Annotated in this window: 16 protein-coding genes; 2 read left to right on the top strand and 14 right to left on the bottom strand. The window is 53.0% G+C overall.

Annotation, left to right across the window (positions count from 1 at the left end; translation table 11 throughout):
• Positions 1–7: 7 nt before the first annotated feature.
• The gene (gene sctN, locus AC2IBB_RS17620; RefSeq protein WP_486328077.1) at positions 8–1,354 is read right to left on the bottom strand and encodes a type III secretion system ATPase SctN; all 1,347 of its coding nucleotides are present in this window, start codon (positions 1,352–1,354) and stop codon (positions 8–10) included.
• A 239-nt stretch (positions 1,355–1,593) separates the two neighbouring features.
• A complete protein-coding gene (locus AC2IBB_RS17615) occupies positions 1,594–4,359 on the bottom strand; it encodes an AAA domain-containing protein (protein WP_486328076.1) in 2,766 nt (921 codons plus the stop codon).
• A gap of 253 nt (positions 4,360–4,612) precedes the next feature.
• Between AC2IBB_RS17615 and AC2IBB_RS17610 the strand changes: the two genes are divergently transcribed.
• Complete coding sequence (locus tag AC2IBB_RS17610) at positions 4,613–5,014, top strand: cupin domain-containing protein (protein ID WP_127970494.1); 402 nt, start codon at positions 4,613–4,615, stop codon at positions 5,012–5,014.
• Positions 5,015–5,126: 112 nt separating this feature from the next.
• Here AC2IBB_RS17610 and sctV read toward each other — a convergent pair whose 3' ends face one another.
• From sctV to AC2IBB_RS17550, 12 genes are all read right to left on the bottom strand, one after another.
• Positions 5,127–7,217: a type III secretion system export apparatus subunit SctV gene (gene sctV, locus AC2IBB_RS17605; RefSeq protein ID WP_486328075.1), complete on the bottom strand. Its 2,091-nt coding sequence runs from the start codon at positions 7,215–7,217 to the stop codon at positions 5,127–5,129.
• Positions 7,217–7,597, bottom strand: a complete 381-nt coding sequence (locus AC2IBB_RS17600) for a hypothetical protein (RefSeq protein WP_486328074.1) — start codon at positions 7,595–7,597, stop codon at positions 7,217–7,219. Before AC2IBB_RS17600 ends, sctV begins: the two co-directional genes overlap by 1 nt.
• Complete coding sequence (gene sctX, locus AC2IBB_RS17595; protein WP_486328073.1) at positions 7,594–7,995, bottom strand: type III secretion apparatus assembly protein SctX; 402 nt, start codon at positions 7,993–7,995, stop codon at positions 7,594–7,596. The genes AC2IBB_RS17600 and sctX overlap by 4 nt, the downstream gene beginning before the upstream one ends.
• Before the next feature lie 11 nt (positions 7,996–8,006).
• The gene (locus AC2IBB_RS17590; protein ID WP_486328072.1) at positions 8,007–8,384 is read right to left on the bottom strand and encodes a YopN chaperone SycN-like protein; all 378 of its coding nucleotides are present in this window, start codon (positions 8,382–8,384) and stop codon (positions 8,007–8,009) included.
• Positions 8,385–8,433: 49 nt separating this feature from the next.
• Positions 8,434–9,567, bottom strand: coding sequence for a type III secretion system gatekeeper subunit SctW (sctW, locus tag AC2IBB_RS17585; protein WP_486328071.1), 1,134 nt, complete (start codon positions 9,565–9,567; stop codon positions 8,434–8,436).
• A gap of 244 nt (positions 9,568–9,811) precedes the next feature.
• Entirely contained in the window at positions 9,812–16,231 is a 6,420-nt protein-coding gene (locus AC2IBB_RS17580; RefSeq protein ID WP_486328070.1) for a P-loop NTPase family protein, read from the bottom strand.
• 314 nt (positions 16,232–16,545) lie between these two features.
• Positions 16,546–17,706: a type III secretion system translocon subunit SctB gene (sctB, locus tag AC2IBB_RS17575; protein ID WP_486328069.1), complete on the bottom strand. Its 1,161-nt coding sequence runs from the start codon at positions 17,704–17,706 to the stop codon at positions 16,546–16,548.
• A 71-nt stretch (positions 17,707–17,777) separates the two neighbouring features.
• Positions 17,778–18,905: a type III secretion system translocon subunit SseC family protein gene (gene sctE, locus AC2IBB_RS17570; RefSeq protein ID WP_486328068.1), complete on the bottom strand. Its 1,128-nt coding sequence runs from the start codon at positions 18,903–18,905 to the stop codon at positions 17,778–17,780.
• Complete coding sequence (locus AC2IBB_RS17565) at positions 18,902–19,447, bottom strand: SycD/LcrH family type III secretion system chaperone (protein WP_486328067.1); 546 nt, start codon at positions 19,445–19,447, stop codon at positions 18,902–18,904. The genes sctE and AC2IBB_RS17565 overlap by 4 nt, the downstream gene beginning before the upstream one ends.
• A 19-nt stretch (positions 19,448–19,466) precedes the next feature.
• Complete coding sequence (locus AC2IBB_RS17560; RefSeq protein WP_486328066.1) at positions 19,467–19,769, bottom strand: hypothetical protein; 303 nt, start codon at positions 19,767–19,769, stop codon at positions 19,467–19,469.
• Between the two features lie 113 nt (positions 19,770–19,882).
• Positions 19,883–20,446: a hypothetical protein gene (locus AC2IBB_RS17555; protein ID WP_486328065.1), complete on the bottom strand. Its 564-nt coding sequence runs from the start codon at positions 20,444–20,446 to the stop codon at positions 19,883–19,885.
• A gap of 75 nt (positions 20,447–20,521) precedes the next feature.
• Positions 20,522–21,085 carry a hypothetical protein gene (locus tag AC2IBB_RS17550; protein ID WP_486328064.1) on the bottom strand — a complete coding sequence of 188 codons (564 nt, stop codon included), beginning with the start codon at positions 21,083–21,085 and terminating at the stop codon, positions 20,522–20,524.
• Between the two features lie 334 nt (positions 21,086–21,419).
• Between AC2IBB_RS17550 and AC2IBB_RS17545 the strand changes: the two genes are divergently transcribed.
• Positions 21,420–24,131 carry a LuxR C-terminal-related transcriptional regulator gene (locus AC2IBB_RS17545; RefSeq protein ID WP_486328063.1) on the top strand — a complete coding sequence of 904 codons (2,712 nt, stop codon included), beginning with the start codon at positions 21,420–21,422 and terminating at the stop codon, positions 24,129–24,131.
• Positions 24,132–24,143: the final 12 nt, after the last annotated feature.

The raw sequence follows: 24,143 nt of genomic DNA, 5'->3' as shown, positions 1-24,143 counted from the left end.
GTCTCCGTTAGTGTTGGGCCAGGGATTGCAGTTGAGCCAGCGTGTCCGCCATGGAGCAGGGGGCTCCATCATGCTGTCTCAGGAACTGGTTAATGGGTTCGATGGCCTTGATCGCGGCGTCGGCGAGCGGGTCCGTTCCCGGCTGGTATTCCCCGATCCTGACCAGCAGTTTGATTTCCTTGTAGCGGGCCAATAGCTGCCGCAGCCGCCGCGCCTGCTGCAGTTGTTCCGGCGTGGCGATGTCGTTCATCAGGCGACTGCTGCTGGCGAGAATATCCACGGCGGGAAAGTGGCCGGATTCGGCTAAGGCGCGTGACAGCACGATGTGACCGTCCAGAATGGAGCGCACTTCGTCCGCCACCGGCTCGGTCATGTCGTCGCCTTCCACCAGTACGGTGTAGAGCGCGCTGATCGCGCCTTTGGCCCCGGGGCCGGCGCGTTCCAGCAGTTTGGGCAGGGTGGCGAATACAGTGGGAGGAAAGCCTCTGCGCGCGGGCGGTTCTCCCGCCGCCAGGCCGATTTCCCGCAGCGCCCGGGCGAAGCGGGTGACGGAGTCCATGAGCAGCAGAACCCGTTTGCCTTGATCGCGGAAATATTCTGCGATAGCGGTGGCCACGTAACCCGCCTTCACCCGCTCCATGGCGGGCCGGTCGGACGTGGCGGCCACCACCACGGCGCGCTGCATGCCTTCCGCGCCCAGATCCCGCTCGATAAATCCTCTGACTTCGCGACCACGTTCGCCGATTAAGCCGATGACGACGATGTCGGCGTCCGTATGGCGGGTGATCATGGAGAGCAGGGTGCTCTTGCCGACTCCGGCCGCCGCGAACACGCCCATACGTTGCCCCTCGCCACAGGTGAGCATGCCGTCAATCGCGCGCACCCCGGTGGTCATGGGCGCTTCCACCAGCCTGCGGGTCAATGGGTTAGGGGAGGCGCTGATAATGGGATAAGGGACGCCGCCAGTCAGGGATTCGCCGTCATCAATGGGCGCGCCCAGGCCGTCCAGCACCCGCCCCAAAATACCCTCGCTGATCTGGATCTCATGGCTGCGGCCGGTGGGAATCACTTCGGTATGAGCGGACAGACCTTCCATCTCACTCAACGGCGTCAGCAACGCCTCCTGCCTGGAAAACCCGATCACCTCCGCAAGAATGGAACGCTGCGACTCCGGGTCCACCAACTCACAAATCTCACCAATCCGCACCCCATTCACAGACGCCTTAACAATCGTCCCCACCGCCTGCGTCACCCGCCCCCGCACCTGTGAGAAATCCGCCTGCTCCACCAACGACCGCAACAACCTGGTCCTGGACGCGGAAAACGCGCTATCACTGAAGACTGTCTGATCCATAGCATCCACCCCCTGAAAAAACACCGCGAAAGCGGATTGATATTTGGTTTAGGGGCAGATTAAAGGGGGAGAGGGAGGGGCTGTATCAGCCGGGGGATCTAATTTTGGGTGGTACGGACTTTTGGGAGCGCGGGCGGCTCGCCCGCAAAGGAGCCGAGATTATCGATTGCTAATGGGGCCGGCGACCCTTTCTCCCACATTTAAATTATCAAGGTGTGTACTCTCAGTACCCTAAATGATTAATGAAGTGGCTCCAACTGCTCATCAGGGGAAGGAGGAATGTTGGTTAGAATATCGTCGAAGGCCGTTGTTAGCCTCTCTTTTTCACCGCTACCAATTGTAGGAAAGCGCATTAATCGAAGCTCTATCTTCTGTAAGATGCTGTCCTTTAGAGCGTCTCGTTGTAGTTGCTTGGGATTAAGCCGGTGAAATGCGTCTCCATCAACTTCAATAGCCATCACTGATTGCTTATCCAGCTTATTAAAAATGAGAAAGTCAACATGGCTACCCGGATTGCGGGCAAACATAGACTCCTCGGATGTTAACTGGCTAAAGTCTTTTACTAATAGATTTAGGGAATACTGCATACTGTATGAAAAAGCATTGAATCGCTCTTCCATTAGTAGTTTGTCAAGCAGTGCCGCCATCAGATTTTCTGAAAGATACTTCGATTTATCTTTAACTCTTGCGCGAAATTGTTTTAGTGCATCTGAATACTCTTTATAAAGACAGTCAAAAATTGAGATAACCTTGCTTTCAAATATGCTCTCAGAGAAAGACTGATATTCAACATGCCTGATCAAGTCGCCTATATTAGAACCTTGTTGTTTGAAGGAGTTTCCTGAAGTAACTACTATGAGCCGCTGTTTTGCCCGCGATACAGCTACATTAAGTAGATTTGGGTTGTCATTAAATTTATTGGGCTTATTCGCGGTGGTGCTATAAACGATTGTTTCCTTCTCTCTTCCTTGAAATTTATGTACCGTATCAATTTGTAGGCCCGGCAGTGAAATTTGCTTTAGCGCAAGCGTAACTTGGCCGCGATAAGGGGTAATCATACCGATGGTGTCGCTACAGCTTTGTACGAAACTAGTGTTGATCACTTCATTACATATCGTGTCTAACTCACGTTGGTTGATCTGACTTCCTCCTTCACTAGAAGGTTTGGCATGATTGCCAGGAGCTGTCTTTATGATCCTGAAAGGGTCGTCTGTATCATCAGTCATAACGACTAGCTGCCCGCCGTAAAACTTCTGATTGCAGAAGTCGATTATGCGTGGATGGCAGCGATAATGCTCACGGAGCAGAACTTTTGGTGCTGTGTCTGAAAACAGTTGATCTAGAGACGACAACAGACTGTCATGGAAATAGCTGTATCCAGATGGAATATCGAATTCCATATCTATATTTTCATCTAGGCAATTGTTGGGGATGTGAGGGAGTTGGTTAAGGTCTCCAACAACGACCAGATTTTTCGCACAAGACATAGCCAAAAATCCTGTCAGCAAATCAACCTGAGACGCCTCATCCACAATGATATAGTCAAAAATCGAATTTTCGTTTTTATTGTTAATAATTGAGTCAGTTGTGCTTAGGACAATCGGAAAGCGCTTCTGGAATTGATGAAATAGATTTTTATAGTCTTTGATTGTGAATTGAGGCGAGTTCAAGGTCTGATAATGACGAGAAATGTGGTGTTTGAAAAGCCGCAATGAGTTAGTGTGATACTGATGGAGTAAGCTGTTGAAATCGCGGGAGCTCAGCTGTTGTTCCAAGGCAGCGTGTTCCGATTCAAGGGCTACGACCTTCTTTTCGTAATACTCCTGCGCAACGCCTTTGGTTATCATATCGCTTGCATTATCGAGGTCTCTGAACCGGTAAATGCGATATTTATACAACCATCGTAATTTGACTGGCCATGATAACTTACCCTCTTGGGTGTAATGTTTCAGCTCCGTAAGAAAGCGCAATAGATTGGGAGTTGACCAGGAGTTGGCGAATGAAAGGTTTCTCAATCTAAAGGGCTGGTTAGAAAAGTACCTGTCAAAATAACGTTTTTCAATGACGAGACGATTAAGCTGCTCCTGAATAACTGCTAGACGATTATGAGTTTCAAGTAGTTCGGTGAGCTGTTCGCTCATTGCTCCAAGGATGCTACTAAGTCTGTTCAATTCTTCCATTGGCAGACGCCAACTGTCGCACTCGGGGTGTGTATGTGGAGTTGAAAAGAAAGCCTCTTGCAGACCTTTATTCCCTAACCTGGCTGCGAGAAAAGATAGGCCTTCCTTTTCCAGCTTTTCCAGGATGTTTTCCGTGGCGGAATTATTTCCTGAAACAACAGCGATGGTTTTTCCTTGTGATAGCAGATTGGCGATGATGTTAAGGATAGTCTGCGTTTTACCAGTTCCTGGCGGACCTTGGATGATGCTTATTTGAAAGCTAAGGGCGTTATAGACGGCCTTGCGTTGTGAGGGGTTAATTCCAAAAGGGAAAAGCGTTAATTGGGGAGGCAGGTATGCTTGAGGTGGTTCTTTGCTGATAAATTTGTTAAGTACTGAGTTTGCGGCAATTTGCTTGAGCTTGTTTTTGTAGAAAAAATCAAGGTGAGCGGACTTTTCACTTAACAGACTAGCGATCTGACGATAATAGGCTGTCAACTGCTTCGCTGACGGGGTCGCCGCGATATTCGGCACAATATCTACCTCATCGATCCTGTGTAGAAAAAGCTCTTGTTGTTTGAACAAGACAATTTGAGAAGAGCAGACTAACACTTTGGTCCAATTTGCATTGTTACCACTTTTGAGGTGAACAATGTATTGGTCAAGGTCTATAGTCTTCGGGTGGCTATAAATCCGCACATTGGACTTGTTATACGGAAAGGTTTTTCCACTTTTAAAAGTGACGTGAATCTTGTCTGCCCGGTTGAAAATAGCAGTAACGTCCTGAGTGGAATCCTTAAATTTTCCTTTGTTCCTGATCAGTACTAGAACTTCCTGTTCGTCCATGCAAGAGGCGCTCAATTATATAGAGTGAGATATTGAGCGTTGAATCATAAAATCTAATGTGTCATGAAGGCAACCAAATATCCTTATGCCGCGCCAGATCAAGTACATACTATTTCGACCTTGCGGGCGAGTCGCCCGCGCTCCCGGGGAATGTGCAAAGGCCAAGAAATAGTCGCGATAAAGCTTTTTATTGGAGCTAATTGCGACTATTTTCACCTGAGAGATCAACACAACAATACAAGTGAGAGCAAATATGAATCTGGATAAAGATATTGTGACGGTGAGGCCGGAGGGGACGATTGATACGATTCAGAAGTTGCCTAATTATTTGGGAATTTCCGGGAAAACGGCGGGTTCTACCGGGATTTCGATGAATATTGTGGTGATTCCGCCTTCGGCGCGGGCGGAGCCGCATTTTCATGATGGGTTTGAGACGGCGATTTATTTGTTGAAGGGCAATGTTAAGACCCTGTATGGCGAGAATTTGTCGAAGTCGGTGGTGAACAAGGAAGGGGATTTTATTTTTATTCCTGATGGGGTGCCGCATCAGCCGATCAATTTGAGTGATACGGAGGAGGCCATTGCCTTGGTGTCCCGTAATGATCCCAATGAGCAGGAGAGCGTTCAGGTGTATCGGCCGGATCAGTCGGCTTGATGGGTAATGATTGATATGGCGACTGGGGATAAGAAACTGGGCCTGAGATAAGCAGACCCTGTCGTCGTCAGACCAGATCAGACAAATAGAAAGAAATTGCCTGTCCGTTGCCTTAATAGCTCAGCGCGATTCTTCCCAATGGTTGGATGGTGATTTCCGGCGTCAAGTCCTGGTAGGAGAGTATGGGCAGTTGGCGCATGTCTCTTTCCAGTAGTTTGCGCAGGTAGCGGCGCACGTCCATGGAGGTGATCACCACGACTTTTTGCGCGCCGGGATTCAAGTCGCCCACAGTGCGTTTGGCGATGTCCACGATCTTGCGGGTGGTGTCCGGCTCCAGGGCGAGGTAGGCGCCGGAGGAGGTCTGGCGCACGCCGCCGCGAATGGCGTCTTCCAGAGACTGATCCAGCATATACGCCGGCAGGATATTCTGCCCGTTGCTGTATTTGTAGCTGATATAGCGGCGCAGGCTGTTGCGTACGTACTCCGTCAGCAGCACGGTTTCCTTCTCTTTTTGACCCCATTCCGCCAAGGCCTCCAGAATGCTGCGCAGGTTGCGGATGGAAATGTCCTCGGACACCAGACGCTGCAGTATCTCGGTGATCTTCTGAATCGGCAGCAGACGCTGCACTTCCTTCACCAGCTCGCCATAGCGTCCTTCCATTTTCTCCAGCAGGAAGCGGGTTTCCTGAATGCCGATGAATTCCTGCGCGTACTTTTTCAGGATGATCGACAGGTGATAACTCAACACCCGGGGCGGGGTCAGGTAGGCGACTTCCATCTTGTCCAGCGAGGTCTGATGACGTTGCTCCACCCAATAAGCGGGGGCGTCGGGCAGCAGCTCCACTTCGCTGTTATGCTTGATGGCCAGCAGATCCAGTTGCTCCTTCTGATCGCGCACCAATAACTGCTTGGGCTTGATAAAGCCCTCCGCAATCGGCGTTTCCTGCAGATGAATCTTATAGCGGCCGTCGCTCAAGCCATGATTGATGCGCAAATGAATGCCCGGAAACGGCACGCCCAGATCGAGATACAGAGAGCGGCGGATTTTGAGAATTTCCTCATTCAACGCATTCGGGTCCAGGGCGTCTTCCGCGTCGGCGGCGATGTCCACCAATAGCGGGACGGTAAAGGTAAACTCTTCCGCTTCGTTGAGCTGCGCCTTGCTGGGAGGCTGGCCGGCGGCCGCCATGGCGGACAGAGGAGGATGCTTGTCCGCGCCGGCGTTTTTGGACTGTCGGAGGGTGAACACGCCAATGCCCGTCAAGGTTAACGCCAGCACGATAAAGGTGAGGGTGGGGAAGCCGGGAATCAGCGCGAAGGCGAACAGTAAGCCGCCGCCGATCAGGATCGCCTGGGGTTTGCTGACGATCTGATTGGCGATGTCCGCGCCCAGGTTTTCCGACTCGTCCGTAGTGACTCGGGTGACAATGACGCCAGCGGTGATGGCGATAAACAACGCGGGAATCTGCGCCACCAGGCCGTCGCCGATGGTGAGAATGGCGTATAGCTCCAGGGCTTCGCCGGAGGTCATGCCGTTTTGCAGCGTGCCGATAGCGATACCGCCGAGGATATTCACCGCAATGATGATCAAACCGGCGATGGCGTCGCCTTTGACGAACTTCATGGCGCCGTCCATGGAGCCGTACAACTGGCTTTCTTTCTGCACCTGAGAGCGGCGGTGGCGCGCTTCGTCCACATCGATCACGCCTGCGCGCATATCGCCGTCGATGCTCATTTGTTTGCCGGGCATGGCGTCCAGAGAGAAACGGGCGCTGACCTCCGCCACACGCTCGGAGCCCTTGGTGATCACCAGAAACTGCACCACGGTGATGATCAGGAAAATAACCAGCCCCACCACCAGATTGCCGCCCACCACAAAGCCGCCGAAGGCCTCGATGATGGAGCCCGCGTCCGCCTGCAGCAGAATCAGTCGCGTGGTGGTGATGGACAGCGACAGACGAAACAGGGTGGTGATCAGCAGCACCGAGGGAAAGGCGACGAACTCCAGCGGCGAACGCAGATACACCCCCACCATCAGCAACACCACCGCCAGGCCCATATTGACGCCGATGAGGATGTCCACCAGAGCGGTGGGCAACGGCAGAATCATCATGAAAATAATCGCCACCAACAGGGCCGCGAACAGAATGTCTTTGCGCCCGGCGATCACTTGCAGGGTCTGGTTCAGGCGTGCGAGGGTCATTACGGAGTCCTTGTGGCTAAAAATTGCAGATAGTGAGTCAGCGCGGGTTCTCTTTGTCCCAGCTTGAGATGGCAATGGCTGCGCAGCAGCGACAAACGCGCTTCCGACGCGCCCTGTAATCGTTTCTCGCAGGCCTTACAGTATTTCAGCGCCAGTTCGTAGCGGCCGAGCTGATAGCACAGATAAGCCATCTGTCGCAGCGGCGCGGGGTCGTCCGGCGCCAGTCTGATCAGCAGACGCAGCAGCGGTTGCGCCTTGGCGTACTGACGGCATTGCAGAAACACGGTGGTCACCTCCTGCAGCCAGGCCGCCTGTTGCGGCTGCAGTCTGCTCGTGGCGCTGGCGAGTGGAAGAGTGGCGACGGATTGAGTTGGTCTCATGGTTTTTCCAGCGCGCTCAGATTGCTGCGCAGCAATTGCCGGTCTTCATACAGCGCGTTGAGAATGGCGACGGCGCTTTGCAGAGTTTGCCGGAATTCGGGATCGCTGCTGGTTTCCGCCTCTTGCTCCAGCGCCGCTAGTGCGGACTGGGTGGACGCGGCCACGTCGTCAAAATCCTGAGGATCGACCCCGGCGGCGCCGGACGGCCCAATCAAAGTACGCAGCATCTCCTGACTGGTCGCATGACGCAGAAACAGCTTTTCCGTGTGCTGGACGACGGATTCCCCTCGCGGCACAAAAGGCCGGGAAGGGGCGTTGGCGGTCGTACTGGCGTCCTGTCCGTCGTTATCGTGAACGCGAATGCTTTGCACGCCTTCGGTGAAAGTCACCAGATCCATGGATCACCTGCCTATTGATTCAGTTGTTGATGAAGATAATCGAGCACGCCCAGCGCCTCGTTGAGGGTGGCGATGGACAACTGCTGACGGGACAGCGCGACGATGAAGGCCAGTTGACTGGCGCCTTTCATCCCGGTGTGCGCCCGCAACGGCAAGGGCTGGTCGTAATGCACCGCGCGCAGCGCTTTGGGGATCAAATCCGCACAGTCGTACTCGCTGATTTCCTGCAGCCGCACCAGTAGCAAACCCTGTTCGTGAGGCTCGATCATCAGCGTTCCCGAACGCTCAAACGCCAGCGTCAGCGGCTCGCCGCGCCAGATAAAATCGGCAAATCCCAATTGTTGCAGGAACTCGGTAATCGTTAGGTGAACGGCGGCGTCCTGCATCATGAGCGCGACTCCTTGGCGAATGGGAAAATGGCTTTCACTTTGGGCCTCGTTAAGGTTGTTCGGCTTCTTGCTCAATGCTGAGATCCAGACGCTCCTGGATGACGGTCAGCAATTTGTCCCGCTCAAACGGGTCGCGGTACGCTTTCAGCGGAATGGCCCGCAACAGCTCCTTGAAGCCGCGCCAGAAGTAGATGGTCATGGCGGGCGGAATGTTTAACGCCTTCAGTACGCCGCCCAGTTGCTCGACGCCGACCCATTTCTTTTCCAGCAGGGCGAGCAGTTGCTCCATCAGCGTGTATTTCTTGAGCGGGGTCTGAGAGCGGTAGATTCTCTCCAGTTGCGCGAGAAAATCACGACACTCCGCGTCGAGCCCTTCCAGCGCCTGCAGCGCGTAGAGGTCTTCGACAATCATGCGCAGGCGTTCTTTAGGCAGCGAAGGGCCTTCCGACCCCAGGTCAACGCCCAATGCGGAAATCAGGTAGGCGACGGATTCGGAAAAACGCTCCTCGCCATACTGGGCCAGGATCTTACGGAAGGTGTCGGTGAGACTGCCGTAGTCCAGCACGGCGTCACGGTAGAGTTGGCGCAGTTCATTCAGCGCGCCGAGCTGTTTGTCGCTGAACTGGGTGGCGACCTCCGCCACATTGACGCCCGCGAGAATGGCGGCGCCGTTTTCCTCCAGCATGTCATCCAGCGCGGCTTCCACTGACGCCAGTAACTCATCCACACTGGCGTCGCCCGCCTTGCGTTTGCGTCGCAACTGATCGCGGACGAACACCAGCGCCAGATACTGTTGGGAAATATCCGCAAACTGTTGCGCAGCGCGTTGACGCATCTCCGCTTTAGCGGGATCGCTCAGAGTTAACAGCTGATGCAGAAAGGGCTTGAGCTGCTTTTCCTTATCCAGCTCCCTGGCTTTCTCCACGTACGCCAACGCTTTTTCCAGCGCCTGGGTTTTATGCAGAGGCCGTTCGCCAATCTTGCGTTTGTTAAGGTCCTCGCTTTTTTTCTCCGAGCGCAGAAAAGACATCTCCTCCGCCGCAGATGCGAACAGCGACTTGTCATTGCTCGCCAGACTCACCCCCTCGCCACGCCAACTTCCCGCCGCGACCGAGGCGCTCATCGCGTCGGCGCGATAGCTCCTGTCCGTCTGAAATGAAACGCCGCCTGTGAGGTTGGACATAGACAAAACCTGTGTGATACCGAAAAACGACAGGGAGCGGGTTCGCCGCCAAGCCTGTTTAAGTTGTTGCTAGTGTTGCGTTCAGAGCCGGGAAGAGAAATAGATCGGTGGATATAAACGGATGTGGCTGTTGAGAAGTTGGTGGTTGCTTTCAGTCTAAAGGGCATCTTGGCGACAATAAATCCGGAAGCACACATTTACTCCAAGTGTAAGCAAATTAAAGTTTTGTTTTATCAGTTACCTTTTATTCAGTCACTTTCGATGCGTTCATAGCCTTCCAGTAACGCAATTGGCCATTAGGCTTTCGTAAAACAATATAGACGGCACGAAGCTCAGGAGCTTCATTGTACTTACTGTATGACTTGTACCTGTGAAAATTAACGTGCATTACTAGTGCACGGCTTAACGTTGCCAAAGCTGAATCTAGCCATTTCGAGCGCGTCCAGAGCATGCATCCATCATCTTGAAACCAACTGCGATGATCACCCTGACTTGGTCGCCATTGACCCCATACTTGACTCCTCAGCGCTAAGCTTCCATCCTGCGTATACCACTCTCGGAAATCCCCATCTGGACTAAGATTTAGTCTCTGAGTGATTTCTATACCAAGTTTAGTTCTCTCCGCGGCATAACACGTCGCCAATTTGTCACCGGCATCAATGCCGATAGGGTAACTATCTGGAGTCCATATGAGAGGCTCGAAATTTCTTTGCTTCATATCTTCGTCAGGTAGGCCGTCTGTATTAAAAGTAGGAAGCCAGATGTCATAACTAGGCTCTCGCGCTAATGCACGGCAGTGCCCTATCGCACCTCTCAATGGAACAAGCGCGGATACGATTCGAACGTTTACGTTATCGCGTGATTTCCAGGACCCATATATCGGAAAAAAGGCTTCCGAAGCTTCTGCAATTACGCCAATCTTACAAAGTAATGTTTCGTCACTCTCAAGTGCCTCTGCGCCTATAGAATGAACTATGAAGAGCTCCTTGGCTTGCTCAGGAACTCTATCTTTATGGTCAGCAAGCCACATTCCATCATTGAACTTGACATCATACTTCTGAAGCCAGTCAACCCAAGGGCGTACACTAATCGGTTCATAGCTGTTTCGAATGACGGGCTTGGACTTGGCTAGGGTTGTTGCTGCTGCTATCAGAGCATGCCGCTGAACACTTTGACTATATTCCTCAAAACGCTCAGGATCTTTTCGTCCATAGCGGTCCTGGTCACGAAAATAGTTCATGCCCTTTGCTGTTGGCCATTTTTTCTGAATTTCATAAGCAACAAAATCGGCAGCCTCTCCTTCTGATACCCCAAACAATTGGGCCAAACTAGAAACTTCATGCTTATTAAATTCATAGTCAAAATGAAACTCAGTCTTGGCAGCAACAGGTTTAGGCCAGGCGTCACGCTCCTCATATCCTTTGGCTGGACTATAGATTTCATCTTCAAGCTCCCGAATGTATAGTGGTTGCTCTGACATGCATGAGATATTCTTCAAACACCTCAAAATATGGATCTTATTGATCGCGTGGAAATCATTACGCCTTGCTAGGTTCTCGAGCTTGTCTCGCAAAAATGCTAGAGAAGGCCCGTGATACCTGCTAGCTCTGGATAGGCCCATGAGCAACCATTGCTCCGCGTTCAAACGCGAAGTGCTTACACTTTCAGAGGTAAGAGCACTTACTTTAGTTTGGTCAAAACCGTCAAGTAGTACTTTAATATCATCGTATAGTCCCAGATCGGCTAGATTTTTGATGCTCCGTGCTGCCTGCCAGCGAATGAATGTCTTTTCATTACCGAGAAGATGCCAAGTAATTTCTGCCACTATCGAACTTTGCTTTTCCGTTGGCAAATAAGCAGAATTAAAAATGCCCTCTCCAATTTCATCGGCTACTTTTGCTGCTGGCCCAGACAATAAACTCTCAAATGCATCCAAGTTGGCTTTGGCGGAGGTATTCGAACAAAGACTTATCGCCAGCTGAAGCCACTCTTCACCTGTGAGCTCGATTTTTTCCTTTGTTAATGTGTCTAAGATCAAGTTTAGAACGAAGTTCTCATCACCACACAAATCGACTAGGTGTCGTATTTCGCGAGGAATATTGATATGCCCAAGGCTAAAAAGTTCTGAGCCTCTAACATCAAAGAGTCTCTGGATAAAATCTTTTTTGCCTGACGAAATATGGAGAGAAGAATTTTTCCACAGCTCAACACAGTCCCTGATTGCATCAATAGCATCATCGAAATCAAGCTCGACTAAGTCAGCCAACAATTTAATGAACTCAACGCGTCTACTGTAAGCGCAGTTATCTCGTAGCCAGCCTATCAGGCGCTTCCTTGCATTAAACTCGAAACACGGGTCTTCCCGAATAATGCAAATTGCCGCATCAATAGAAGAGGGAGAAGATATATCACAATCTCTAACGATCCGCCTGAACTCTTCCTCGATCTGCTTCTTCTTAATTTTGCCGTCAGGCTCTTTAGTAAATAGAAAGGGGCTGGTGTAAATATCTTGCTGCTTATCTTCATCGGCTTCTTGGGTATGTGCTCTCTGACATAGAAGTTCTAAAGTTTTTAAAACTTTCTCATTCGATAAATTTGGGTATTTCCTCGCCACTTTCAAAAGGCTCAGCCATAGATACTCTGAGCCCCCAAACGGATACTCAAGCTCAAGTTTTGAGAATATGGTGTTGAAAATCGTAGACTGGTCTGCCAATTTCGCAGCATCTAAAATATCTCCCAGGCCATCTCCTATCTCCCAGTCACGCCATCCGTGCTCCTCGCAGAGTAACAAGATAAATGCGGAACGCCTTGAATCTAGTCGCTCGTTCTTTGCGAGATAGCAAACGAGTTGGGGAAGTCCGTACGAAAAGTCAGATACATCTTGGTCTGCCCACCTTATAAGTTTGAAAAGCGCTTGGTATCCTACAGACTGTGCGGCAGCCTGCCCAAAGAGAGTCCAGTCGAATTTACTCGGATCATCTTGAAATATTGCTTGGCAAAGGTTCATCAGGCGATGCCCCAGTGCTGGTTTAAGCCATCCTCCATGTTGCTCGGCAGCATACTGCAAAAGTGAGTAGATTATATCGCGGTCGTCGCTGCCCACTTGGTCGAGCTGGGAAAGTCCGTTTCGAAAGTACAGCTTGGCTTCTTCAACACTTAGGGGGAGGAGGGCTTCAGCAAGCCTGGAGTATTGGTCCGCGCGCTGGATGATGTACTCATCTCGTCGAATATCTTCCGAGACTATGCGTGCGAACGTCCCTGTTTGTTCCTGAATATTCGCAACCCGCGCAATTAGAAATAACACGTCAATTTTATCTTGTATTGTGAATCTTCCACTGCCAAGGATGCTCATTAGTGTTTGACAGTTGTCCACAGAAGTAGTGGTTGCGTGTTGAAGGAATACTTTGGCAAGACTCAGCCCAACACTTCTTGCTATAGGATCTTGGGCATTTTCTGCTCCCCAATGGATATTTAATCTTAGTTTGCTTTTCCATTTATTGAGAAAATCATGAAAGTCATATTCGTTGATAGCCCGTCGAGATATGACCGCATGCTGGAGAGGTTCTAAGAGGTAGAGAATCAACTCAATGCCTTTTGTTATGTTTTCGCAATCACCACTGCTAAATAGCCTCTTCGAACTGTCATTGCGATTCGCGCGTCTTCCTTTGTTGACTGGAACATCCCTCAAACTGGCAAGGAATTGAGAAAGTTTTGCTGGTTCGATAATAGCTTTGACGGAACGGCTCTTTTTGACCTCACGTGGCAATAGATGGTGAAAGCGTAACTTTTGTCCAGCTGACCATGCGCCAACGCTGGCGTATAGAATTGGATTCCACGCGAGGAAGGGGGTGCGCCGTACCCCATAGTCATAGCGCGTGATACGTTCGACATTGATTGTTCGAATAATATTCGACGCTGACTGGCGCGAGCCGTGAATAAGCGCTGAAAGTGCCGCATCACAAATACAACTCTGGTGTTCATCACTGGGATCATAAGATCTCTCGAATATATCTCCCACTATATTCTTCGCAGTTGAGCTTAATGCACGGGAAAGTCGCTTTAATTCACTACAACTGAGAATCCTTTTACTCGAAAGTAAGGATACTTGAAGAGCCAGGGACTGACAGGATTTACTTGATGCATATATAGCAAGATTACTCAGAATGCGATTGCCGTGGAGCGCCTCATACTGGATCGCAAGTGCTATAACATTGCGACAAACGGAAAGGGCGAAGCGAAAGTTCCACTTCGAAATATTATTATCTTGGCCAACATAATCGCCTTCTAGGATCCTTAGGAACACGATGTAAGCGAAGTCAGATTCTGAAGGGCCTCTCCGGTCAAGGTCATCATTTTTGTAGTTTTGATAGTACCAGTTAATCCAGCCGATGGTTCGATTGTGGTGGATGTGCGCCTCACCCATCTCCCTTTGAAAGGTCAACGCAACGGTAAGCCTAGAGTCTCGCTCTCCACGCCATCCCGAGCGATCCTGATAGAGCCGCCGCGACACGTCTTGATCGCCTAGACATACCGATAGCCCCGGAGAACGACGTATGAATTCATCGCCTTTGGCATTTGCAGAAGCCACCTGGGCAAGCTGCATGGTAAGCCTTAGCACGCGATCGTAGTCTCTCATCTTCACTGCTAAGCTGAAGGCTGCGTGCAGACGCAAGAGCCGTAATCTTCGCCTTCCATATTCACTTTGGATGCTGGCAGGGTAGTCATCGGACGCAGAAAGTACGTAGGCGCGTTGAATATCATTAATTACGACAAGGAAGTACGGCAACGCCTCTGCTGCGTATGCAGAGCTACTCTGGTGTGCATAAAGCCTATCAGCGATTTCCTGTTGGGCTTCTTTTTCCTTTGCATAGGTTTCACGAATAGATGTTTCTGTCGGCTCATCTCGGAAAATCGCGCCATGCTTGAGTAGCTCGATAAACGGTGCAAGATCAGCAACTGCGCTGTTTACTTTGGTCTGCGGCCAGCCTAATGCATCGGCCATTTCGTTTAGAGGGATTGGAGGGGGGAGAAGGGATATTGCTACGAAGAATTGTTTGATCTCATTATCGCTCCATCCAGTTAGGTGGAGATCATTACGAATTTTGTTGCAACGCTGCTGAATTAGCTCCTCAACAGTGATTTCTTCTCTTGATTTTGAGCCTGAAATATTTTCGTCCCAGGTTGCTACCAGATAGTCTAAAACTCGTGCGTTTCCAGATGAGCGCGCTAGGGCTGTCGAGAACTCCAACTCTGTTAGGTTGGCACGTTTGATATTTAAGAAACGACGTGTTTCGCCTTCAGAAAAAGAACCGAGTTTAAAGTAACTAACTTGGCTCTTTCCGACAACACTCTCCAAACGGTGAGGTCTTGCCGTCATAACCAGCTTTACTCCATCCACTGGCTCTCTGCTTAGGCTTGCAAGGAGAAGTCTAGGGAAGGCGTCTTCTCCTCGGTGTTCGGCCTCAAGCTGTGCGTTGTCAGCAGCATCAATGATTACCAATACACCACTTTTAGAAGATTGGACTCTAACTGTTGTCGCTGCTTGTGCGAGGCGTTTTCGCGCGGCTTTAATTAGTGCATGCCGGTCTCCGTCAGAGGGGAGTTGTGGATCACAGAGGCCGCGAGAGGCCAGTTCGTTGACAATTTGGAGTAGACCGACTTTCGGGAGGTGCCTAGCTTGGTCTTCTGCTCGGTAACTTCCTCCTCCAAAGCAGTCAAATATAACCGTTTCAAATTCGGCCTCCATATAACGAGCGAGACTTTGGATGAAGATTGTTTTTCCAACTCCTCCATCTGCATAAATGACAACTGGAGATGTCGTGTTCCTCAGAATATTGCCGCCATCGTGCATTACCTCTCTTTCTATAACTATGCCAATATCAACAAACTCTGTACTTGCGGGAAAGAGGTCTTCAGGCTCGCACCCAAGGGAATCAAGAACGTCTTCGCACTTGATAATGTTGTTTTGTTGCCCAGACAGGCCAGCCTTTTCCCGGACAAGTTCCTCTAAGCTATGGAGGCGCATGCGGGCTAGACTATCCACACCAGGCGTCCAATCACTGAGTGTTTTGCGAAGTCGACGATTTTGCGCTGGAAGATTCATCGTCGATGCGCGAAATTCTACCATTGGGTAAAGACGACTAGGGCAAACCCCCGCTTCTTCACACCATTTTGCTAGGTTTTGGTATTGTTCGCACGCGGCTCTATCGATTGGTTTAGAGCCCGCCCCTAGGCAACGTAACGCCTCCCAAAGATGTGCTGAAAGATCTGCATTCGTTACAAACGAGAATGTTAGTTTTGAATCGATTTCTACTCGGTTATATTCCTTTTCGTATCCAGCCAAAGTGGCTGCAAATTTTTTAATCGTTTTCTTAAGATAAGACGATGTAATTGGTTTTGGAGAAGCCTTATATTTGAACTGAATAGTTTTAAGCGCTTGACACGTTTGAAAGGTGTCACCTTCGCCAAAGTATAAAATTAGGTCAGCAATATCTTCAGCTTCATCGCCTGGCTTGGCTGTTTCATTCGTAGAAATACCTTCTACGGCTATGGCAAAAAGGCCATCTTTTGGAAATACAAGTTGTAAAGCTCGACGTGCAGCCCATCGTTCATGAAACGTGTGGCCTGCACGAGAAGCTCGCACTGTGTCGATCTCTTTTTTCACCTGACTCAAACCTTCGTTTATAGGGCTACTTAAGGCATTTACTAAAGTAACGAGCCCCACAGATAAATGAAATGGTCGGCTCAATCTCTTTTAATTTGGGCGCTATAGCCAGAGTAATGTTCTCTATCCATGATCAGTCAGAACCAATTTACTGCCTATTCAGTTGGTTACTCAGTGAGCGTGACCCAGTTTGTACAAGTATTGTCGGAGAAGGGAGATGTAGAAAGCTGGTAGAAGAGAAAAAAAGCCGGCGCGACAGGCCGCCGGCTAAGTCATGGCTAATCAACGTGGGACAACAAAAGGCGAGCGCTTTATCAGGCCATGATTTTGCTGTTGACCTGGGCGCGGGAGGTGATGAATTGATCCAGGAAGTCCTGAATGGCTTTGGCGCCTTCGCTGGCGGAGCGTACGAACTCCACTTCGCTTTCCACGTCCGCCTGGGCTTTGGTGGCTTGCGCGTCCTGTTGCTCTTTCTCCGCCCGGTCCAGTTCCGCGGAGTAGCTCAACGGCGCCGCGATCAGGCCGCCAAAGCCGGTGAAGAACTGGCCGACAACCATACCGATGCTGCTGTAGTTTTGCGCGTCGGACATCAACTCCTGGTGTTTCACCTCTGCGGATTTAGTCGGCGTATCAGGCCCGTCGGCGTGCTCTTTGGGCTTGTCCGCCGCCTTCTGGGGTTTGTTGGCGTTACCGGCGTCCGGGGCTTTCTCCGCATCCGCATGAGTTGTGGGTTTATTGGGCGTCTCCGCGTTCACGGCAGGCTTGCTCTGACCGCTTTGAGTAGAGCCGCTGGCTGGCGTTTTGGACACCGGAGCGGCGTTGGCGGTAGGAGGCGTTTGTCCAGCATTGCCTTTGCTGGCGGTTGTCGCGGTGGGGCCTGTATTGCCCGGAGTGGGAGGTTTAACCGCAGGCGTGGGTATCTCCAGTTCCAGCGTTTTTGATGGCGCCGGAGCGTCCAGTTTGGGCTTGGCGATGTCCAGTTTCATAGCCTTGTTGGTCTGACTGATCGCTCTGGCGCCGCCATACATGCCAAGAGCGCCGCCGGCCATGGACATGGCCCCATTCACTACCGACGCGGCGAGGTCTTTCTTGGCGGCGCTTTTGATTTCTTCCGCTTTCGCTTCCAGGGCGGTCCACTGGGACAGATAGGCGTCCTGTCTGGACTCGGCGGCCTGACGGCGCATCTCGATAAAAATCTTATGAATCGCCTCCATGATTTTGAAAGTGTCGGCGCCGTGATTGGTCCCGTTCAACTTGAAGCTGAGGGCGCTGGCGTCAAACTCTGATTCAACGGTGGACGGCGCCTCCAGCAGCCTTGCTGCGGGCGGGAAGGGCGTCTCCGCGCCTTGCTGCCTTGACGCCGTCAGGGCGGGCGGGTGTGTGGTGCGCGAAGCCGATGCCGACGCGTTTTGCGTTGCATACAGGGACGCCAGAGCCAGTACATTGGGCTCCAGGCCGGTATTGGTGATGTTCATGGTATTTCCTCAATCTTTATAGGTAAGGACAGTTTGTGTGCTGACAGGCTGTCGAGTCTGGGGGACTGGCCTCAGGCCATATCCCTGATCAGCGCCTGATTGGTCTGCTGTTCCTGATTGATGTAATTAACCATCTGACTCAGGGTGCTTTCGCTGTTTGAAGTCAGACTCTTGATATGCTCAATCGCCTGCTCGATACCGGCCTGATTCTGCATGATCACCTTACGCACCAGGGCTTCCTCGGCTTTGGCGTCATTCGCCTCTTTCGTGTGTACAGCCGCATCGACGCCCGCCGCGCCGCCGCCCACTTGCGCGCCGCTGGACACGAACAGGGACATGTTGCGGGCCTGATGCAGCAGCGGCCATTCGCTGAGGGACTGCGCCAGTTTGCTGAGGCTGTTCGTCGCAGCCTGACTGGAAGACGAAGCGGTCGTACCGGCCTGGGTTGCTGCGCCGGCGGTCTTGCCTGCGGATGCGGCGGTGGAGGCCGTCTTGCTGGAGTTGGAGGCGACCGAAGCGGCTTTGCCTGCGGAGGCGCCAGCGGAGGCGTACATGCCCGCTCCCGCCGTGCCGATGATCAACACGGCGGCCACAATCACCGAGGCGACGATGGCGTTGGCCGGTTCGCCCATGACGTTGGCCAGTCCTTTGGCGATGGCGTTGGTCAGTTCCGACACCGCGCTTTTGCCGGTGGCCATGCCGACCATTTGATCCACCGCCAACGCCATCATGACGCCGCCGGCGATGGCTCCGGCGCCGGTAGCGATCATCGCCGCGCCGGCGACCAGGGTGGCGGCCGCGGCGATCCAGCCGAACACTTTGGCGAACATGCCGGACTTCTTGGCCTTTTCCATCTCGTTGATGGACTTCTGCAGGGCCTCCATGACTTCTTTGTGACGCGCCTCATTTTCCTGGGCGAGGTACTTGGCGTCTTCCTTACCGCTTTTAATACCTTCTTCGTCCAGTTTCACCTGCAGGCTTTGCATCGCCAGCAACAGATCGACGGTGGCTTTAGGCGGCGTCAGCGCCACCTGTGATGTCGCGCCGCTGCGGTTATCTGAGTCTACCGGCGGCAATGGGGTGAATGAGTCAGCCGCGCGTGAGGTTCGCGTGGCGTTACGGGTTTCCTGGCTGGCCAGAAACAGCTTCGCCAGATCGCCGCTCAGGACGTCTGTCGGCATGGTTCCTATTGTATTCATAACGCGTCTCCTTGATTGTTTTGAGCGCTGGATGAAGAGTGGGTTTGAGAGCTGGACTGAGGGTCAGTTTTACTGTCGATCGCGCTCAGCAGTTCTTGCGCCTTGTTATACGTCGCCTGATGCTGGGGGCGACCCCGGGACCAGTGCAGCGCCGCGGTGAGGCCGTTGCGGGCCTGCTGCAGATTGTTTAGCGCCAGATAGCACTTGGCGGCCTGCAGCGGCGGCACCGGATTGTCGTGCTGGAGCAGGGCGGAGTAGGAGTAGGCTTCAATCGCCTCCGCATACTTGCCCAGAGACTCGCGGCAGGCGCCCAGTCCGGTCCAGAAGCGCACGTCCAGGTGACTGTAGAGGCACAAAAACGCGAAGGTCTTTTCCCCCTGCTCGAACTTGCGTTGTTGGTAAAGGTTGTAGCTGATGGTGTAGATCGCCTCAATCTCCGCCTGGGTGATGCCGCGGGCGATCGCCAGAGCCCCGCCGCCTTGCAGAATCTGCTCCAGCAAGGCGGGGATGTCGGCGTCAGTGAGTGTGTCGGGTTGCGTCACAATGAGTCTCCTTGTGATGTCAGATGCGGTTGATCAACCCCAGTTGAATGCGCGCCCGTTTAAGACTGGGCGGGGGTGGGGCGGAGTCGTCGGATCGCTCGAAGCGGTCGCGCCAATCCTGCTCCCGGCGTGAGAGTTCCACACGTTCGGCTTCGGACAATTGGCGCTTGCTGCGCTCGATCAAGGGCGCCAGGGTGTCCCGGTTCACGCCCCATTTCGCCATCAGCGCGTCGGTGTCGGCGAACGAGGCGGTTACCGACGCGTGCAGCCGCTCCATCTCGTAGATAAGTTGGTAAGAGAGATTTTCCGTCGCGGTGGACATGGTTCCTCCTGTTTTCGGTTATTAAGTCTTTCAGGTATGCAGTCTCTCAGGCATGCAATCCTCGATGACCAGGCAAGCCCGATCCGGGACCGGGCCTGACAAAAGCGAGATCCCTAGATCTTGCCGAGGATGCCCTGGTTGGTCTGGTGGATGTTGCTGTTGGTGTTGGAAGGCAGCGTCAGGGACTCATCCCGCTTCTTCATCAATGAGCTAATGCGGATCATCTCCAACTGACTGCGGCTGTTGAGGCCATCGATAAAGGCCTTCAGGTTCTCGATAGAGGTTTCCCACTCATCGCTGTTCTGACAGAAATCGTAGCCGTCGCTGTCCAGATACAAGCCGTTATGAGGCACGCCTTTGTGCTCTTTGTCGTACTTGCTGAGGCCCTGCTGGATATCGTGCTCTTCGAAGAAGTCGATCATTTCCGGCGGCATGGTGCTGTTGCCTTTGCCTTCCAGCTTGCCTTTTTCCGTTCTGGCGATGGACAGCATGGCATTGGCTTCTTTGAGCAGATTGTTCAGCGCCGCCATGCTTTGCAGTTCATCCGCCAGTTGTTGCTCCAGATTGTTGGCGCGTTCGATCTCCAGAAACATGATCAGTTCCGCCAAGCTCATAACCTGTCCGTTGATTTGAAATTTGTCTCCGCCAAGGGAAGCAATGCCGCCGATATTTTCCATGGTGTTTCCTCTTTTGAATTTGTCATTAGCCCCTCCCGGCGATCGGGCGGGGCGCTGTGCTCACAGGGCAAGGGTTTAGATCTTGCCGAGGATGCCCTGGTTGGTCTGGTGAATGTTGCTGTTGGTGTTGGAAGGCAGCGTCAGCGACTCATCCCGCTTCTTCATCAGTGAGCTGATGCGGATCATCTCCAACTGACTGCGACTGTTGAGACCGTCGATAAAGGCCTTCAGGTTTTCGATGGAGGTTTCCCATTCATCGCTGCTTTGAATGAAGTCATAGCCTTCGTCGTCCAGACGCTGGCCATTGGGGGCTGTGCCTTTGATGCGCTCATCGTTCTTGCTGAGCCCTTGCTGGATGTCGTGCTCTTCGAAGAAGTCGATCATTTCCGGCGGCATAGGGCTGGCGCCTTTGCCTTCCAGCTTGCCTTTTTCCGTTCTGGCGATGGACAGCATGGCATTGGCTTCTTTGAGCAGATTGTTCAGCGCCGCCATGCTTTGCAGCTCGTCCGCCAGTTGCAGTTCCAGGTTATTGGCGCGCTCTATCTCCAGAAACATGATGAGCTCCGCCAGGCTCATCACCTGATTGTTGATTTGAAATTTATCTCCCCCCAGGGAGGAAATTCCGCCGATATTTTCCATTGCGTTTCCTCTTTCAAAGTAAGCGGCGAGTCGCCGGGTAATGGGCGCTTCGCCTGATCAGTTAGCTGTATGGCGGACGGGCTTGATTCAGGACGCACAAGGCGTCGCCGTCCCAGCCTGACCCGCCGACAGGGCCAGTATTTTTGAAACCGGGGGCAGGGAGACATATATCGACCGGCTGATTTTGCCGCTGAAAATTTTTTCGCGAGGCCCTGTAACTTTTTCTGAAGCGACGGCGTAAATGAGATAAATGGCCGCTGAGCAGCGGTCTGAAAACGCGCCACGCAACGATGGCCGATAACAAGACGAACAGATAACGACACAGGTATACGACATGGACACAGGGCAGTTTTTGAAGGGAAAATTTTCCTTCCCATTGGCATCGCAGATCGTCATTTCCCGCAGCCGCTTGACGCGGAAGCTGGATGCGGCCAGACAGGCGCAGATTCATTGTCTGACGGCGCCCGCCGGGTTTGGTAAAACCACGTTGATGCAGGATTGGGCCGCTCCGCAGAAAGGCCGTGTTATCTGGTTCACGTTGGAGCGCAGCGATAATCGACTATTGCGCCTGGGCGGCGGACTGTTAGCCGCTTTCGCCAACGCCGGTTATGGTTTTCCGGGATGCAGGGAAGAGCTGGGCCTGTTGAATGAGCCGGGCGGCGTCGCGCGTTGGAGCAGCCTGTTTATCGCTGAACTGGAGACCGCCGCCCGTCGGACTGACGCTTCATTGACGCTGGTGCTGGATAATCTGCATTTACTGGACGCCCCCGAGGCCATCGCTTTGCTTTCCTGTCTGGTGCGTGATCTGCCGGCTCCGCACCGCTTATGTCTGTTATCCAGAAATCCGCTTCCCCCGGCGTTGTTCGCATCCACGTCCTGGAATCGGATTCATCACCTTAACGCCGACGAACTGGCGTTTACCCTGGAGGAAGGCAAACAGTATCTGCGGGCGTTGCAGGCGGAAGGTTGTCTGGGGCGTTATGCCGCTCCCGGTGCTCCCGGCATGCAGACGCAGCTCAGTGAACTGTGGCGACAAACCGATGGCTGGCCGATCTTCTTCTGCGCCATGGCGAACCGTATGGCTAACAGAACCACGCCGTTCGCCGCCAAAGATGAACTCAACGCGCTGCCTGATTTTCATCGCTACATGGAAGAGCAGGTGATGCAGCCGTTGCAGCTAATGCAGAAAGACATGGTGACGCGATTACGCGAGCTGGCGCCGATTAGTGAGTTCAATCGGGATCTGCTGAGTCAGTGTCTGCTGCCCGGCGAATCCCCCGCCTTGATTCAGGCGATGATTCATCACACCGGCCTGATCGTCAAAGCTGCGCATTCAAACGGCGAGTATCGCCTGCGTCGCCCTTTGCGGGAGCATTTGCGCCAAGATAACGCTTTATCGAACAGAACGGCGTCAAATACAGCGGAAACGGCCTCTCTGTTCGACAAGGCGTTTAGATGGCGTTTGGCTAACAACCAGGGCATGGCGGCGGTCACCCTGTGTATTGATAACGGTTATTGGCGGGCCGCCGTACATATGCTGGAAAAGCTGTATCCCTCCCTTGTCAGTGCTGGATGCTGGACGCAGGTAGCCCAGTGGCTGACGGGCATTCCGACGCATATTGTCGAGCAACGTCCGCTTTTGCAGATGCTGCTGGGGCGAAAGGCGTTGTTTGAGTCGGCCCCTGCGTCAGCGCTTAAGCACTTCAAACAGGGGCAGACCTTGTTGGCGTCAGATCAGGAACTGGATCACCCCGACGCTGTGTATGACGCGGCAGCAAGAGCGCGGCAATGGCAGGAGACGTCCGCACTGATCGCGTCCACTCAGGCGCTGTACGTCACCCGTCAGGCTCTCCCTGTCGCTGAGCTTGAGCCGACTTGTCTAGTGACACGCTATCACCGGGGACTGCATGCGCTGCATCAGGGGCGTTTGCATGAGGCCAGGGGTCAGCTTACGCAGGTTATGGAAGCGGCGTTGGTGGATGATCCGGGGATGCTGATTCAGGTGATTCCGGTGTTGGGTTGGTTGCATTATCTGATCGGTGAAACAGACCTGTGGCGCAGTGGACTGGCCTCGCTGCGGGAGCGCGTCGCGCCAGGGTGCGACCTGCCGCACGGGTTCGCCTGGAGCAGCGCATCGACCTTGTTCGGCCTGCTGGAAAACGCCTCGGCGGACGAAGTGACGCAAGGATTGCAAGTCGCCTCTGTGTTGCACGGCCTGTGTGCGCCGGCGGAGCTGCGCTTCAATCTGGCGGCGGCGCAGGCGTTGCTGGCGATCCGTGAGGCCCGCTGGGATGACGCGGGAGAAGCGTTGCAGGAAGCGGAAGTGCTGCATCACTCAATACCCGATCCTGTGCGGCGGACGCTGTTTTCGTTGCCTGCGCTTAAGGCGCAAAGACTGCTGGCGCAAGGCGGCAAAAGCGAGGCGCTGCACCTGTTGCAGGCCTGGGGTGGTCACTATGACCAAGCCTGTTTCGCCAGCCAGCACGAGCAATTAATACTGAGCGAGATTCTGTTCGCTCTGAACCGTCCCGAAGAAAGTCTGGACCCAGCGCGTCAGGTGAAAGTTTGGGCGGAGCAAGGTCGTTGCGGTCTGTTGTTGACGCGCGCGCTGGCGATCGAGGCGTTGGCGCTGCAAAAGCTGGGGCGGGAGGAAAAAGCGCAGCAGGTGTTTCACGATGCGTTGCATGTCGGTCGCATGACCAGCAGCGTGCATTCCCTGGTGAGAAAAGACGCGCCGGAAATGAAATGCCTGTTGGCGGCGGCCAAACAGCAAGGGCGTTATCCCGCCTATGTCGGCAAGTTGATCGAGCATTATGGCCAGGATATCGCGCTGGATGACGATGACAGCGCCAATCTCGCCGCGCTGAGCAAGCGCGAGAAGCAAGTGCTGGATCTGCTGGTGACCGGCATGTCCAACCCCGAAATCGCCGACGCCCTGTGCCGCTCTCTGGGCACGATCAAAATTCACGTCCACAACATTTACCGGAAGCTGGGCGCCGCCAATCGGGTGGCGGCGATCAACAAATACAACGTCGCCATCGCCTGACGCCTTCCGGGA

The organism is Hahella sp. NS-SX17 (assembly GCF_057367735.1).
Note: the sequence above shows the minus strand (reverse complement) of the source record. Positions and strands in the feature narration are given on the sequence as shown.